Below are 14,722 nucleotides of genomic sequence, written 5' to 3'. Positions count from 1 at the left end.
GATCTGCTTTCGCTACCCTATATCAACAAGGGCGTTTACCGCCTCGAAGACTTGCCGCCTGGCCATCAGGATGAAATCAATCGCCTGATCAAGGCCGCGAACGACGCCGATCTCGTCGGCCAGGTCGAGGAGAAGTCGAAAGAGCACAAACGCGCGCTGATCCTTTGGCGTTATTATGGGGTTCCGACCGAAGCAATCGTGGACGTCCCCGCCTTCAATGGACCATGGAAATACATCCAGACCATCGCACTTTCGGTTTTCAACAAGAAGATATCGACCTCTCTTCACTTCGGATGGATGCGCGCATCATTGCGAGTTTTGTACAATATCAACGACATCACGGACGGTTCCGCCTATATCGTGGTGGGGAACACCACGCATCGCTGGTGTGACGGCAAGCTTTTTATCTTCGACGACACGCTGCTGCATCTGTCAGCCAACGAGACCGATCGGCCACGCTATTGCATGTATATCGATATTCTGCGCCCGTCGCCGTTCCCGGGCGTCATGGCCGCGGTGTGCACACTCGAGAGCTATGTGGCAAAGAAAATCAAACTGATCAGCTTGAGCAACTGGACGCTGGTTGAGCGAAAGCCGCAAGGCGGCTGACCTGCGCCGCGTCCGCGAACCACGCTCGCCATTCTTTCCGCATCAGCCGGGCGTTTACTGAATCCTGACGACAATCGTATCGGTGGCGCCCGTGGCGTCGATCACGGTCAACCGGGCAAAGCCCGGCCCCGGCGGATCCACCAGACGCTGGCGCCGGCCGTCGATCTCGCCCATCGACACGCCATTCACGAGCATGGTGATCGGCAGCACGCCGCCGGCGACCTTGACCGGCATCGCGGCCGATTGCGCGCCGCCCGAGCGATCGACGTCAATCCGCGAACCGTTCAATGGAAACTGGATGTGCGGCGCCTGCTCGCCGCCGGTCCGGACCAATTCTCCCACCGGCCGGAACCGCCGCAGCGGCAGCGGCAGTTTGGCATTGCTGGCCAGCAGCACGCCCCGGGGCGGTTTCGGCAGCGGCATCGGCAGTTTGCCGGTGCGGGCGAAGGCGTCGAACAGGATCGGTGCCGCCGCAGTTCGGCCGACAATGCCCGGCGCCGGTGCGCCGTCGGGGCGACCGACCCAGACACCGATGGTGATGCGGCCGTCAAATCCGACCGACCAGGCGTCACGGTAGCCGTAGCTGGTGCCGGTCTTGAACGCGATCCGGTTGCGCACGCCGTTTTCCGGCGGCGGCGAGCCCAATAGCACATTGCCAACCTGCCAGGCCGCGACCTTGTCCATCAGCCGCATGGGATCGCGCAGATTGTCCGATGCTCTTACGATCTCACGCAGCGGCCGCGTGGTGCCGAGCCGCGCCAGCCCGGAATAGATCTGCACCAGATCCTGCAGCGTAATGCCGACACCGCCGAGCCCCATCGCCAGGCCCGGCACCTCGTCTTTCGGCAGCACCAGATTGGCGCCGGCCTGCCTCAGCCGCGACGACAGGCGGCTGGCGCCGACGCGGTCCAGCAGTGCGACCGCCGGCACGTTGAGGGATTGTTGCAGCGCCCTGCGCACCGATACCGTGCCCTGAAAGGTCATGTCGAAATTTTCGGGCGCATAAGAGCCGAACCGGATCGGCCGGTCGTCGATCAGGCTTTCGGGGTGAACGAAGCCATCCTCGAACGCCAGGCCGTAGATAAAGGGTTTCAGGGTCGAGCCGGGCGAACGTACCGCGCGGGTCATATCGACCTGCCCTGCGCGCCGGTCATCGAAATAATCCGGCGAGCCGACCCGGGCCAGCACGTCGCCGCTTTCATTGTCCACGGCGATGATGGCAACGGAGATATTCGGGCCCAAGGCGAGGGCACGGTCGTGCGCCAGCGTTTCCAGGACCTTCTGCAAACCGGAATCCAGCGTCAGTTCGATGACAGGCGCATCCTTCTCGGTGGCAATGGCCTGATCGGCGGAGTGCGGCGCCAGTATCGGCATCGGCTTGCGCAACCGCGGCACCGGCGTCTGCTTCGCCAACGCGGCATCCTCAGCCTGCAGGCGGCCGTCTTCGACCATGCGATCGAGCACGTGGTCGCGCGCCGCCCGCCCTGCATCCGGGTAGCGATCGATGCGGCGGGTTTCCGGCGACTGCGGCAACGCCACCAGCAGCGCGGCTTCGGCGAGCGACAACCGCTTCGGCTCCTTGCCGAAATAGGCAATCGAGGCGGCGCGAACGCCTTCCAGATTGCCGCCGAATGGCGCCAGCGCCAGATAGAGGTCGAGGATCTGGTCCTTTGTCAGTTGCCGCTCGATCTCGATGGCGCGGACCATCTGGCGCAACTTGGCATAGACCGAGCGCTCGCGCCGCGGCTCCATCAGCCGGGCCAGCTGCATCGTGATGGTGGAGCCGCCGGATACGATGTGGCCGCGCGTGAGGAGCTGAAACGCGGCGCGGCCCAGCGCCAGCGGATCGACGCCGGCATGGGAACGAAAGCGCCGGTCTTCGTAAGCGAGCAGCAGTTTGAGGTAGACCGGATCGACGCCGGTTTTGGCGTCGACCGGCAACCGCCAGCGGCCGTCCGCCATCGCGTAGGCGCGCAACAGCTTGCCGTTGCGATCGACCACGGTCGTAGAGACCTGCCGGGCCTGCGCCAGCGGCAACGGCCCGAGCGAGACGACCCATGCCGCGAAGGCAAGCGCGGCGACGGCTGCGATTGCGAACGCCATACCGGCGAAACGAATAGCGCGCCGCTTCCTGACGCCGTGATGGCCGGGCTTGTCCCGGGCATCCACGTTTTCCTTTGTCGCAACCAACGTCGTGGATGGCCGGGACAAGCCCGGCCATGACGACGGAGAGGTCCTTCCCGCTTCACTCATTTGGCCGAACGCACCTCGACTGATCCGGTGCCGGTGCGGCCATAGCGCGAGGGATTGTACATGTCCTCGACATAGGCCTGCGGCAGCACGTATTTGCCCGGCGACACCGCGCGCACCACATAGGCGACGGTAAACACCGCCTTATCATCGGCGGCACGGTCGATGGCGGCGGTGAAACGGTCATCGCGGAATTCGGTGTCTTCGGGCTCCTCGCCGTCCTCGATCCAGTCGAGTGTGCCGGTGTCGCCGGACGAGACCAGGTGCGGATTATCGATTTCCAGGCCGGCCGGGAGATAATCCGACACCATGATGTGGCCGTATTCCGGCTTGGCTTCGGTGATCTTCAATACGACGGCGAAGCGATCGTTCTGCGTGGCCTTCGACACGTCAGCAGGCTTGCCGTCGAGCGTGAAGTAATTGCGCTCGATCTTGAAGCCGTTCGATGCCGCAGGCTCCGGCGTGACAGGCGAACCGCTGACCGAAATCACCGCCTGCACCGGCGTATCGCCGGTGTTGGTGATCTTGATCGGCTTGCCTTCCATCGCGGCGGCCTTGTAGCTGCGATAAAGTGCGGTCTTGACCGGCGCGCCATCGACATCCAGCGTCAGGCTTTCCTTCGCCAAAGCGCGCGACGCCAGCACCAGCCAGGCATTTTCCTGGGTCGAGGTGTACGGCGTCAGTCCGCGCGCCACTTCGACGCGCTGCACCGCCTGCGTCAGTGTCGCCTGCGGTGCGTTGCCTTCGCTGGCAAGCGACACCAAGGCTGCGGCATCGCGTAACGCGGAGCCGTAGTCGGCCCGGCCGAACTCCAGGACTGGTTTTGGCGCAAGACTGTCGAGTGCCGCGGCATAGACCCGCTCCGCCCTGCCCTTGTCGCCGACCAGCGCCAATGCGGCCGCCAGTTGCGACTTCGCAATTGAGGTCGCGAGGTTGCCGAGCTTGGTGTCGGCGAGATAACGCAGATCGCCGATCGGTGCGGCGCCATTTCGCGCCAGCACGTAGAGCCCGTAAGCAAGATCGCGCCCGCCGTCCTTTTCCGGCTCGCTGGCGTTCACGACCGAGTTCCTGATGCGATCGAGCCCGGTTTTGAACAGCACATCCGGCACCGCGAATCCCTTTTCACGAGCCCGGGTCAGGAAGTCCATGACATAGGCATCGAGCCAGGCGTCATCGCCGCCGGCCGACCACAGCCCGAACGACCCGTTCGACCCTTGCCGCGCCAGCAACCGATCAATGGCATCCTTGATGCGCTGATCGACCGCGGTGTCCATCGCAAGATGGGCGCCCGCGGCAAGATCATTGACGTACAATAGCGGCATCGCCCGGCTGGTGATCTGCTCGGAGCATCCATAGGGATAGCGGTCCAGCGCCTTGAGGATGGTCGCCGCATCCAGCGCGGTGGAAAGGCTGACCGACAGCGAGACGCCGCCGGTGCCCGGCACCAGATCCGAGAACATGTCGGACGTCAGGGTCAGGCTTTCGCCCTTGGCCAATGTGCGGATCGAGCGGCGCGCGAGGATCTGCGTCGCCGCCTTGACGTCGAGCGCATAATGCCGCGCCAGGGTCAGGCCATCCGGCCCCCTGATGTCGACATCGAGGTTCGCCGTTCCGGCGCCGCCGGCATCGAGCGCCAGCGCCAGCGAGGTGCGCTGCCTGGCGGCCAGCTTCACCGTGGTCGCGGGATTGCCGGTCAGCTTCACGGGTCCCGAGGTCTTGACGTTGATGGTGTAGTCGCCGGCAGCGCCTTCGACATTGTCGAGATCGAAGCTCATGGTGCCGTGATCGCCATTGAGCAGGAAGCGCGGCAGCGTCGCCGTCAGCACCACGGGATCGCGCACCGTGACATCGATCGTGGCCCGGCCAAGCTTGGTGGCGGTCCATGCCACCGCCATCACCCGCGCGGTGCCGGCGAACTCGGGAATATCGAAACTGATTTCGGCGGTGCCGTCGGCGGCGACCGTGACAATTCCGGAATACAGCGCCAGCGGCTTCTGCGTCGGCGGACTGCCCTGCAGTTCCGCACCGGCATCGCCCCCGGTCTTGATCTGGCCGCGGGTGCCCTGCATGCCGTCGATCAGTTGCCCGTAGAGGTCGCGGATTTCCGAAGTCATGCGGCGCTGGCCGAGATAATAATCGTCCGGCGCCGGCGGCTTGTAGTTGGTCAAATTGAGAATGCCGACATCGACGGCGGCAACGACGACCTTGGCGTCTTCGCCGGGATTCAATCCGCCGAGCTTGACCGGTATCTTCAGCGTGTTGTTCGGACGCACCAGCGCCGGCGGCGACAGGTTGACCTGAAGCGTTCGGGTCTTCTTGTCGATGCCGAACCATTTCAGGCCGATCGCCCGCCCCGGCATCCGCTGGGCTGTGGCATCGAGCGGACGCCGCAGCGTCGCCACCACATAGGCGCCGGTGCCCCAATCCTTGCCGACGGGAATCCTGACCTGCGAGGTGCCTTCCTTGACGTCGGTCGATTGGGTCGTCAGCAGCCGGTCGCCCAGCACGTTGACGGTCAGCTTGCCCGCCCCGCGCGCGTTGACCGACACCACCATGGTATCGCCGGACTGATATTCAGGCTTGTCGATCGAGGTTTCCAGCAAATCGGGCGTATCGGCGCTGCCATCGGAATACCAGCCGACATCGAACTGCACCGAGGTGAGCGGCCCGTCGGCTTCGGTCGATTTGACATCGAGGCGATAGCGGCCGGGTTGCGGCGACAGCGTCACCCGCGACGGCTTGTCGGCGGCAATGGTCAGATCGCCATCGGCGACGCGGGTGGTCGATTTGACCGGCTCGAATTCCCAGGACGAATCCTGACGGTACCACTGATAGCGGGATTCCAGCTTCATCAGTTCATAGCGCAGGCCACTACGCGCCAGCGGCTTGCCGTCGGGAGCGACGAACACCACGTCGAACTCGGCCTTGTCGCCTTCCGCGACGCTCTTGTCGCCGAACAGCGGCCTGACGCCGATCATCGCGGTTGCGGGCGCGACCGGCAGCACCAGCTTGCGCTCGACCGCCCGTCCGCCGGCTTCCGCCATTCGAATGAATATCTGGGCTTCCTGCGGACGCGTCGACGCCGGGGGCTTGGCGAGGCTGACCGGGAAGGTCGCCACACCATTGGCGTCGGCCTCGGGCAGGTTTTCGATCGGCATGCGCTCGTTGCTGGTGGTCTCCTCGTCGGCGATGCCGAACTGATAGCCGGCGAAACCCGGCCGTGCCGCGGCAGGCGCAACCAGCATGTCGCCTTCGAGCTGCAGGCCCGACGCCGGCGCACCGTAGAGGAAATGGCCGTCGACCTTGAGTTCTACCGGAGCATCAGCTCTGATCTGCTTGTCTTTGCTCGATAAATCGAATTCGACGCGTTCGGGGACGTAGTCCTCGACCATGAAGGTGGTTTCGCCCACCGGCGACCCTTTGGGATCGGTGAACGCCCGCACCCGCCAGGTCCCGGTCGGAACCGCGGAATTGAGCGCCAGGGACATGCTGCGCCCGCCCGCGCCCTCATCGGTCAGGATGGCACGGCGGAATTCGACGCCGTCGGGACGCTCGATCAGCAGCGTCAGCGGACCGCCGGTCACGGCGTTACCCTGCCCGTCGCGCAGCAGCGCGGTCAGATACACCGTCTCGTTGGAGCGATAGACCCCGCGTTCGGCATAGACGAATGCATCGGCGCCGGCCGGCACCGCGCGGCCGGCGACGCCGCGATCCGTGAGGTCGAAGGCATCGGTTTTCAGGCTGAGAAACGCATAGTCGGCTTTGTCGCTGGTGACGGTTACCATCGCCGGCGACAGGCCGCCCTCGCCGCGCGCCAATCCTGCCTCGAACAGCACATGACCGGAATCATCGGTCTTGCGGGTAGCCAGGATTTCGTTGTTGCGCGCGACCAGCCGCACCTCGGCGCTGCCGATCGCATTGGTGGACGCCAGCGAGTCGACGAACACATGGATGCCGTCATTGCCGGAGAATGCGGTCAGACCCAAATCCGAAACGATGAACCATTGCGTCGCCAGCTGGTATTCGTCGTCGCTGGCCGGACCCTTGGCCGCCGCGGTCATGACGTAGATGCCCGGCTGCAGATCGCCCAGCGCCTGATCGACCGGGAACGCGGTGGTGACGTCCTGGTTGAGCGTGGTCGCGGTCACCAGTTCACCCGACCAGACCTTGACGCCGCGTTCGTTGCCGAGATCGGAAAGCTCGTATTTGCTCAGCAGGCGCTGAAAATCGCTGCCGATCACGGTGTTGATCAGGTTGCGGTCGCCAATCCGGAATACATTCACCGTTACCGCCGGGGTGTTGACGCTGACCAGCGGAATGCCGCGCTGGCCGGTGCGCGGCAGCACGTAGGCTCGCCCGGTGAAGCGCACGAGCGGCTTGCGGTCGCGCACATAGATGTTGAATTCAGCCGATTTCGGCAGGGTTTCCTTGACGGTGGACGGCAGTCCGGCGCGCAAATTGATGTTGTAGCGCTCGCCGTGCTTCAGGCCATCGACGCAAAGCTGCTTGCCTTCCGACGACAGGGCCGGTTTGTCGTTGCCGGCCAGCGCCAGGAACGGCGCAAAGTCGGTGCGCTTGGCGAGGTCCTCCGAAAACTGGAAACAGGCCCGCGGCGAGGCCCCGTCGGAATCGACGGTATAATCCAGCAGCCGGAAGCCATGCTCGTCGCGCATCCTCTCGTATTGGCCGCGCACCTCGGCGACCTCGCGCATATCGAGCGACAGCCGTAAGCTGTCCAGCGCCGGACGCCACAGCTTGCGCTCGGACAGGGCACGGCCGAGCACGGCAAGGGCGTCCGCCTCGTCGCCGGGGTTGCCGGCGCGCTGATAGGCTATGTAGGCGGCAGTGGATGCCCGTTCCATCAGGAAGGTCTGTTCGCTGGTGCTGGCCGGGCGGATCTGGAAAATGGTGCGGGCCAGCCGCAGCCAGTTGCCGCTGTCGTCGGGTGTCGTGGCGGCGATTTGCCCGAGGACTTGCAGACCGGTGCGGAAATCGCCCCGCTTGAAGGCCGCGTCGGCATCGGTTCGCAAGCTCGCTCCGGATTTGGCGACCGGTCCGGCTTCGCTCTTGATCTGGGCTTCCAGCTTGATCGCCGAATCCACCAGATCGTCGCGTTTGAAGGCCTTGTCGGCCGCCTGCGCCGCGACAAGGCCAAGCGCCAGCGTGGCGCACAGTGCTGTGGCGCGAACCAAACCAATCATGATGGAGCTCCTTGAGCGGACGAACGCCGCATGTCGAACAGAAGTGCGCGAAAAGGTGACAGACTCATGGCGGCTAGACAGGCGAAAAAGTCGCAGCGACATGGTCCGATCTGGTCCTTGCCAGGCCGGCAACCGGCCCCGGCGCAGCTTTGCTTTGAGCGCGGCCGTGACGCAACGGCCGACCGCCTGGTTTCGTCGATCGATCTCCAGAAAGGGTTCATTGGCGACCCCATCGCTACCGGTTCGTTCAGCCGGATCGCATGGCGGGCTTCTCAGCGCCAGGCTGCGGGTTCGAATCCGGCCCGGATCGCCGGCCGCCGGGTTTGCCTGTTGGCTTCGATTGAACATGGGTCGCCACCTGATCGCTCGCGTTGCACGGCATCTCGTCGTCCCCGCCGCAATATAAGTTAACCATGCTGGACCCTGCGACCTCAGAGAATATCGCTCCTCGCCATTGTTCGGATGAAGGCGGGGTGAATTCGCAAAAACCGGAGCGCGGTGGCTGCGGCATGGTCAAATTCTGAAAGTTCGTGCTAGATTTTGCTGAATTTTGGGATTGCACAGCATGAAGCACGAGACGGCGCTCGGCTCGAAGCCGGACAAGAAAGCCATCGCCCACGCCATCCAGCGCTATCTCGATGCCAACGGCCTCGCGCGCAAGGACCTCATTCGGGAGCATCTGTCCAAGTCGTCGATCGAGAAGCTGTTTCAGGGTGACTTCACCGAGCGGACACTCAACAAGGTCGAGGGCATTCTCAAGACCAGTTTTCGGGCGCCATCCGCCAGCAGGGAAGAAGTCGCCGACCGATCCGTCGGCGGCTATGTCTTCGACGCCGTCCAGGATCTGCAGGGCGACTATCTCTGCGTTCGTCCGATGTTCGCCAACCCCGCCAACTTCAACGCCTACCTGGTCACGATATCCTGGAGCAACGAGCGGAAGTGCCTGGTGTTCGAGGAAAAGTCGCGCTTCGACGGAAAATACCGCCAGCACGGCACGGTCCACATTCCGTTCGGGACGGCCTACATGAATCTGGTCAGTTCAAGCGCGGGCAACGTGCGGACCATCCTGCTGTCGCTACCGGATTCCGACGGCATGATGCGGGGCATCATCTCTACGCTCAGCAATCCCAAGGGCTCGGTCTACATTCCCGTTGCCGCCCCCATGGTGCTTCGCAAGCTCCGCAAGGCCGAGGAGCCCGAGCTTGGCATCATCGCTGAAAATCATCGCAGCCATGACGAGTACCGGTCGTGGCTGGCGACCGTGTTGACGGAAGAATTCGGAATCTTCGCCATGCCTCAGGCTCCGGCGAAGCGCAAGAGCGGCGCGGCCGGCAAGCCCTGATCGCATCGGGACGAAGCTAGCGGCCGCGGCCTTTGTTGAGGGACTGGCTGACGTCGCCGAGCATCCGGCGGCCTTCAGACATCAGTGCGCCCGAGCGCTTGTTGAAACTTTCAATCAACTCACGGAACGACATCACGGTCGGAAGCAGTTCGCCGTTCTTGCTGCTCGCCAGGCTGTTCAAGAAGTCCTGCGTCTTGGAGAGCGCGCTGTCGACCGCGCCAACGCCGTTGTCGGCACTGCGCACCACGCTGTCGATCCGTTCGGTGCTGCTCGCAAGCGACGCGGTAAACGTCTCAAAACTCAGCAGCGTATCTTTCAGCGCGTCCTGGTTATCGGCAATCACCTTGTCGACGTTGCGCAACGCCACCCGTATCTTCGCCTGGGTATCCAATAGCGCGTCCGGATCGGCCGTCAGAACCGGAATGCCGTCCTGATCCAGGGGAACCGGCTCCGCCTCGATCGACCCGCCCGTGAGCGATATCGCCGCCACGCCGGTGAGCCCCTGAAATTCAAGCCCCGCCAGCGTGTCTTTCCGGATCGGGGCGTTCTTATCGATCCTGGCCAGTGCGACCACGCGACGGGTCTTGTCGAGTTTCAGGGAGATCACCTCGCCGACCCTGATACCGCCGAAATTCACGCCGCCGCCCTTATGAAGACCGGAGGCGGAGCCCTCGAAAATAACCCTCAGCGGGACTTCCTGCCGGATGACAGCGAACTTCTTGAGACCGAGAAAAGCGCCGAACGCCCCGGCGATCAAACCCAGGGTCAACGATCCGATCATCAGGCTGCTTGGCCGGAATTTCATGGTTCAGACCCAGTTGCGAGACGCCTGCCCGGGAGCCGGCGCCGTCAGTCAGTGTACGAACAAAGCCGGCCGAGCGGTACTGTCCGTGTCGACCCAAAAAGCCCCGGAAGACCTCCGCCAGCCCGGGGGTTGGTCGTCCGGCCCGGCAAAATGGTTGCGAACGGGCTTGGCCGGGCAGCGGATTTTTCATATTGGCAATGTTATGGATGTTGCGACGGTCCCATAGCTCAACTGGATAGAGTAACGGATTTCTACTCCGTGGGTTGCAGGTTCGAATCCTGCTGGGATCGCCAACGATTTCAAATAGATAGGCGTTCTTTCTATATCAAATTCATGTACCATCACCTAACGAAGAAAACCCTTTAATATCAGCCCTTCCCGTTTAGTACCGCTGGGTCCGTGGTACACGGACGGTACACGGCATTTCTTATTTCGTTCTGCCTTCCTCCTGTCTGACGCAAACATGGCTGATTCAACAAATGAGACCATTCAGCAGAGAGCCCATCGGCTTCTGACGGCTATCAGAGACAACTCTCCACAGTATTTGCACGTAAACCCACCCCGCAGGCCGAAGCCGAGCAAGCAAAGACCAAACAATGTCGTGAGAAGCGCTCCGACGAGCATGGGACAGCCCTCGATGCAATTCTAGAAAGAATAACCCATTTTTGCGAATGCCCCCTTCCCTATTTTCCTGACCCCAGCCCATGATCATCATCCCTACAACCCTAGCGCTATTTCTGCTGCAAGGGTCCGTCCAAAACCATGCCAAAAACGGGCATTTTTAATCCTGCAACGCTCTCACAAGGCAGTCGCAGACGCCGGCAACCTATTGCAAACGTGGAGCTATGTTTGTCGTAAGACGGGTTGTAGCCTAATATCAGTCTGCAAACCGGGCCCCCGAACAGCCCGAATCTGACGACCCGCAGCCTGAGCGTTGAGTAACTGATGGCACAGACTGAAAATCGAACGCCAACCATCTCATGGCCGCTCCGGCAACGAAGCGCCACGACGAACGGGCGATCGACCATTGCTGCGACGTGATCGCGAGTGGCGGGCCTGTGCGCCATCCGTGTAGCTCTTGAGATCGTCTCAAGGCCTGTCGTCAAGGTTGGCTGGTCTGGAAAGGAGCGGGTCGGTCTTGGTTAAACAACCCACAAAAACCCAAAAGGCAAGACCGCCGCTGAAGCTGAAGCGCGAACCAAAACGGCTGATTGCGCAGGTAAAGAACTTGCCGAGGGATGAGAACGGTTACATCACGGGCGGCAAGGGCCGTCCCCGAGGCGTGCCCAACAAGCTCTCGGCCGAAATCAAGGAAGCTTTCATCGAAGCGGTGAAGCGCGCTGGCAATTGCAAGACGAAGAAACAATACAAGGAAGGCCTAGAAGCCTATTTCTACGAAGTCGCACTCACGCGCAAGGATCTCACGATGGCGATGATGGGTCGCCTGCTGCCGATGGAAGCCAACGTCAAACATGAAAACCGCAGCGCGGTTAACGTGAAATACGAAACGGTTGCTGACCTCCTGGAAGAATTCAAACGCCGCAAGGTGCCTGTCGAGCTGTGGCCTCCGATCCTGCGAGCCGAACATGAAAAAACACTGAAGCGGGTTGAAGATGTGAATCGGACCGCTACGGTGGAGAATGTAGTCGGTCGTATCTCGCAGGTGAATTTGGCCGCGGATCGGTGAGCTGATTTACTATCCATCGCGCAGCTCAGCCTTCGTCTTCGGTGGTTCCCACGTGACAGATGCTTGTCATTGATCCATGTGCATCACGTGAGGTTGCTCGAGGGGAGAATTAAACTCCCGCCGGGACTGCCTGCAGATATTCCATGTCCGCTTCTGGTCGCATAGCGGACTCAAGTCGGACATTGCGCGATGTCCGTTAAGTGCCAATTACGTCACTTCGCAATGCGACAAACGGCGCTCTATTCGATCGGCTCGTCGGCGGTCACGAGTAGAGATGTTGGGGATGCTACCCGAAGCAAGAGAAGTCCACCTTTCGAGGAAAGATCGCAAGGTTCTCGAGGCGCTCGCCGATGACGATTCAGCGCGATTTGAAGCGGGCGCGGATAGTTCTGTTGGCGGCGGATGGGTGCAGCACTCGGTCGATCGCCAAGGAAGTTGGGGTCAGCTGCTCCCTCGGCGAGTCCTTGCCCGCGCGAAACGCGTCCGTTGCGGCCTGATAGGAAACCAGTCAAGAGCGATGATCGCTCATTTCGGGTCGGTAGGATCCATCTGCTCGTCTCGCCATTCGACGTCATTGCGTCACGGCGAGATCGTCCTCGGTCAGTTCGATCGGCTTGCCGTGAGGCGTCCGCTGCGCGGCGCGTCTCCATCCGCTCTGATAGCGCGATATCGTCTCCGCGGATGCTATGTTCTTCTCGCGGACGAGGCGTTCGAGCGCGCTCATCCAATGCGAGTAGTAGGTGGACCCGTCGTCGGGGTCGCCTTCCGCATTGGCCTTGGCGATCTCGTCACCGATCGTGCGCGCCCACTCGGACCAGGTGAAAATTCCCATCTTCTCCAGCGCGACGGCGATCGCGAAGGCTTCCGCCTCCCATGGTGCCTTGAAGTGCGGTCCCTCTTCGTCCTGCACCAGGCCGGGCAGTCCGTCCAACGAAGTCAGCTTGCCCCTCCGTGCGTGCCCTCGGGTTCGAGGTACGGCTCGAAGGCCTCGATCGATATCTTCGAGGTCGGGTCCGCATCCGGCCCCCACAACTCCCTGCCGTCGAAGGTGACCGTGTAGAGCCACTGCGGATCCTCATCGTCTCTGGACACCACCGTGTCGGGGAAGGCGTGACATCCCTGGATCCGCTCGACGCGTCCTACTTTACCGCGCGTGTAGCGCGGCAGGCGCGTCGCCCCGACTGGATGGATGTTCTTTGTCCGGACCAGGTCGCCGACCGAAAAGACGGCAGGCGCCTGTGGATCGCGCTCATAGTTTGGCCGCGGGATCAGCGATTTGACGGAATCCGGCTTTAATACGCGCTTCACCTCGACGGCTCGATCGTTTGCGGTCAGCGACTCCAGTTCTTCCTTGGAGGCCAGCCCGTATTTCAACACCAGCAGTTCCAGCGTCAGCACCCAGCGTTCGTAGTAGCTCGATGATAGATAAACATGCGGCGGCAATCCCTCGGTCACATAGCGGAATTCGTCGATCGACCAGGCGCCTGTGAATCCGAGTGCGCGCATCAAAGCAAAGGTACGGCTTTCCCATCGCGCGTGAAACAGCGGCTCGTTTGCCTCCACTGGCACGGTGCCGAAACCGTCCATGCCGCCCATGTCGTGCACGCCGTTCACTCAAGCCTCCTGTATCACGGGCTGCAGCACAGTCACGCCCACCATGGCGTCGCGCGAGACGATCGATGCGAGCCGCTCCTCGGACCATCCCTCCGTCCCAACCGGCCGCTGCGGTATCACGATGAAGCGGGTCTCAGCGGTGGAGTCCCAGACGCGGATCTCCGTCGTATCAGGAAGCGTCGTGCCGAAATCGGCGAGCACCTTCCGCGGCTCTTTCACCACGCGCGACCGATAGGCATACGATTTGTACCAGGTCGGCGGGAGCCCGAGCACCGCCCAAGGGTAGCAGGAACAGAGCGTGCAAACGACCACGTGATGTACCGACGGCTTGTTTTCGAGCGCGATGACGTGCGATCCGATCTCGGTAAGACCGATGCGTTCCGATGCAATTGCGACGTCCTTGAGCAATTCCTTTTTGAAGTCTTCGTCGACCCATGCCCTCGCGACCAGCTTCGCGCCGATGTGCGGCCCAATGCGCTTTTCGTAGGTCTCGACGATCTCGTCCAGCGCGGCGGGATCAACGTATCCCTTCTGCGCAAGAATGGTTTCGAGCGCTCGGACCCTGATTTGCATCTCCGAAAGTTCGGACGCATGCCCCTCGCCGTGATGATGGTGATGGTCATGATCGTGCTGGTGGTCGTCGTCGTGATCGTGGTCGGCCATACGAACTTACCTCCGTAACGCTCGTTGAATATAGTGCCTTACCCTGCCTTCCTTACTCCGGCGAGCACCCACTTCTTAGATCGTGAGTCGTGATTCAAGGTCGGTAGGATAACCGGCATGGCGGGCTGTTGCGCTCGTGCCGCGAACGGCCACGCTGCTGCGCCGCCTACCAGACTGATGAACTCACGTCGCCGCATGGCCCCCCGCCCTAAGGAGCAGGCATCGTAGCGGCTCAAGCCAGAACTTGAATAGGGTCAACAAGCCGTTTTGCTACTGCAATATCCGAGGCTGCCCATGACCGCTTGGGGTCAAAAGCGGAAGAACTCAGATCGAGCATGTGTTTTCCGCTTTGCCCCCGAGAGCGGACTCTAGTCGGACATCACGGCATGTCCGAAAGGTGCCAATTGCGTCACTTCGCGCTGCAAAAAAAGGATGTTACTCGATCACCTCGTCGGCCTGCGCCAGTAGCGCTGACGGCACCGTGATGCCAAGCTGCTTCGCCGTTTTCAGGTTTAAGATGAGTGTGAACTTGTCGGCCTGCTCGATGGGCA

The 14,722-nt window shown here is 62.1% G+C and carries 10 protein-coding genes, 1 tRNA gene and 1 pseudogene; 5 read left to right on the top strand and 7 right to left on the bottom strand.

Annotated features, from left to right (window positions below; translation table 11 throughout):
* On the top strand, positions 1-609 hold a 609-nt coding region (locus E7813_RS02560), incomplete at its 5' end, for an aspartyl/asparaginyl beta-hydroxylase domain-containing protein (protein ID WP_291570541.1).
* A 54-nt stretch (positions 610-663) separates the two neighbouring features.
* Here the strand turns inward: E7813_RS02560 and pbpC are convergent.
* Both pbpC and E7813_RS02550 read right to left on the bottom strand, forming a co-directional pair.
* Complete coding sequence (gene pbpC / locus E7813_RS02555) at positions 664-2,712, bottom strand: penicillin-binding protein 1C (protein ID WP_291570545.1); 2,049 nt, start codon at positions 2,710-2,712, stop codon at positions 664-666.
* A gap of 146 nt (positions 2,713-2,858) precedes the next feature.
* Positions 2,859-8,060: an alpha-2-macroglobulin gene (locus E7813_RS02550; protein WP_291570539.1), complete on the bottom strand. Its 5,202-nt coding sequence runs from the start codon at positions 8,058-8,060 to the stop codon at positions 2,859-2,861.
* Positions 8,061-8,625: 565 nt separating this feature from the next.
* Between E7813_RS02550 and E7813_RS02545 the strand changes: the two genes are divergently transcribed.
* Complete coding sequence (locus E7813_RS02545; protein ID WP_291570536.1) at positions 8,626-9,402, top strand: hypothetical protein; 777 nt, start codon at positions 8,626-8,628, stop codon at positions 9,400-9,402.
* Between the two features lie 16 nt (positions 9,403-9,418).
* On the opposite strand, the gene E7813_RS02540 is transcribed toward E7813_RS02545, so the two are convergent.
* Positions 9,419-10,207 (bottom strand): MlaD family protein, encoded by a 789-nt coding sequence (locus E7813_RS02540; RefSeq protein ID WP_291570534.1) that lies wholly within the window; start codon positions 10,205-10,207, stop codon positions 9,419-9,421.
* A 216-nt stretch (positions 10,208-10,423) separates the two neighbouring features.
* On the opposite strand from E7813_RS02540, the gene E7813_RS02535 reads away from it, so the two are divergent.
* The 3 genes and pseudogenes from E7813_RS02535 to E7813_RS02525 form a co-directional block, all read left to right on the top strand.
* Positions 10,424-10,500 (top strand) — tRNA-Arg (locus E7813_RS02535).
* An 845-nt stretch (positions 10,501-11,345) separates the two neighbouring features.
* Entirely contained in the window at positions 11,346-11,894 is a 549-nt protein-coding gene (locus E7813_RS02530; protein WP_291570532.1) for a hypothetical protein, read from the top strand.
* Between the two features lie 283 nt (positions 11,895-12,177).
* A pseudogene (locus tag E7813_RS02525) lies at positions 12,178-12,337 on the top strand (IS630 family transposase); the annotation flags it as partial.
* A 128-nt stretch (positions 12,338-12,465) separates the two neighbouring features.
* Here E7813_RS02525 and E7813_RS02520 read toward each other — a convergent pair.
* From E7813_RS02520 to E7813_RS02505, 4 genes are all read right to left on the bottom strand, one after another.
* Positions 12,466-12,825: a nitrile hydratase accessory protein gene (locus tag E7813_RS02520; RefSeq protein ID WP_291570530.1), complete on the bottom strand. Its 360-nt coding sequence runs from the start codon at positions 12,823-12,825 to the stop codon at positions 12,466-12,468.
* A 5-nt stretch (positions 12,826-12,830) separates the two neighbouring features.
* Positions 12,831-13,508 (bottom strand): nitrile hydratase subunit beta, encoded by a 678-nt coding sequence (nthB, locus tag E7813_RS02515; protein WP_291570528.1) that lies wholly within the window; start codon positions 13,506-13,508, stop codon positions 12,831-12,833.
* The gene (gene nthA / locus E7813_RS02510) at positions 13,509-14,171 is read right to left on the bottom strand and encodes a nitrile hydratase subunit alpha (RefSeq protein WP_291570526.1); all 663 of its coding nucleotides are present in this window, start codon (positions 14,169-14,171) and stop codon (positions 13,509-13,511) included.
* Between the two features lie 435 nt (positions 14,172-14,606).
* Entirely contained in the window at positions 14,607-14,717 is a 111-nt protein-coding gene (locus tag E7813_RS02505; RefSeq protein WP_291570543.1) for a hypothetical protein, read from the bottom strand.
* Positions 14,718-14,722: the final 5 nt, after the last annotated feature.

Origin of the sequence: Bradyrhizobium sp., from assembly GCF_004799405.1 — a bacterium.
Lineage (GTDB): Bacteria > Pseudomonadota > Alphaproteobacteria > Rhizobiales > Xanthobacteraceae > Bradyrhizobium.
Note: the sequence above shows the minus strand (reverse complement) of the source record. Positions and strands in the feature narration are given on the sequence as shown.

Excerpts from the sequence above, each read along its gene's own strand:
- pbpC (WP_291570545.1), bottom strand. The coding sequence starts at position 2,712 with ATGGCGTTCGCAATCGCAGCCGTCGCCGCGCTTGCCTTCGCGGCATGG.
- E7813_RS02550 (WP_291570539.1), bottom strand. The coding sequence starts at position 8,060 with ATGATTGGTTTGGTTCGCGCCACAGCACTGTGCGCCACGCTGGCGCTT.
- E7813_RS02545 (WP_291570536.1), top strand. The coding sequence starts at position 8,626 with ATGAAGCACGAGACGGCGCTCGGCTCGAAGCCGGACAAGAAAGCCATC.
- E7813_RS02540 (WP_291570534.1), bottom strand. The coding sequence starts at position 10,207 with ATGAAATTCCGGCCAAGCAGCCTGATGATCGGATCGTTGACCCTGGGT.
- nthA (WP_291570526.1), bottom strand. The coding sequence starts at position 14,171 with ATGGCCGACCACGATCACGACGACGACCACCAGCACGATCATGACCAT.